Here is a 652-nt window from a genome sequence, read left to right on the forward strand (position 1 = left end):
GCGGAGCGAGGGCGCCCTAGCGAGTCCGCCGAGCCGGCCCAGCCCCCCGCCCGCGCCCCCCCCGTTCGGCGTTCAGGCCCGGTGCGACGACTCCAGGTGCGCGAACACGACCACGTTGTCGAGGTAGTCCCGCCGCTTCTTGTCGTACACGCCGCCGCACGTGATCAGCCGCAGCTGCGCGTCCGGCGTCTTCCCGTACACCTTCTGGTCGGGGAAGGCGTTCTTGGCGAAGGTCTCGACGGAGTCCACCGAGAACACCGCGACGGTGCCGTCCGCGCGCGCCACCTCGACCTTGTTGCCCGGCAGCAGCAGGCTCAGCAGCAGGAACACCGCAGGGCCCTTGGTGGTGTCGACGTGGCCGGCGACGACGGCGCTGCCGCGCTCGCCCGGGGTCACGCCGCCGTTGTACCAGCCGACCAGGTTCTTGTCGTCCGGCGGCGGGGCGTTGAGCTGGCCTGCCGGACCGAGCGTCAGCTCGGTGAAGGGGGCGTCCACGGCGATCTGCGGGATCCGCAGCCGGGCCGGCTTGGACCGCTTCAGCGCCGGTGCGCCCGCGGCGGCTGGGGCGCCCGCGGCGGCCGTGGGGCCCGGCTTGGCGGCCGCGGCCGGTGCCGGTGCCGACGGGCCGGGGGCGGCCGGCGCGGTCGCGGCC

At 75.8% G+C, this 652-nt stretch carries 1 protein-coding gene; it reads right to left on the bottom strand.

Features of this window, described 5'->3' with window-relative positions:
- Positions 1-72: 72 nt before the first annotated feature.
- On the bottom strand, positions 73-652 hold a 580-nt coding region (locus ACFV4G_RS31530; protein ID WP_380445534.1), incomplete at its 5' end, for a class F sortase.

It is taken from the genome of Kitasatospora sp. NPDC059747, from assembly GCF_042732955.1.
Classification (GTDB): Bacteria; Actinomycetota; Actinomycetes; order Streptomycetales; family Streptomycetaceae; genus Kitasatospora.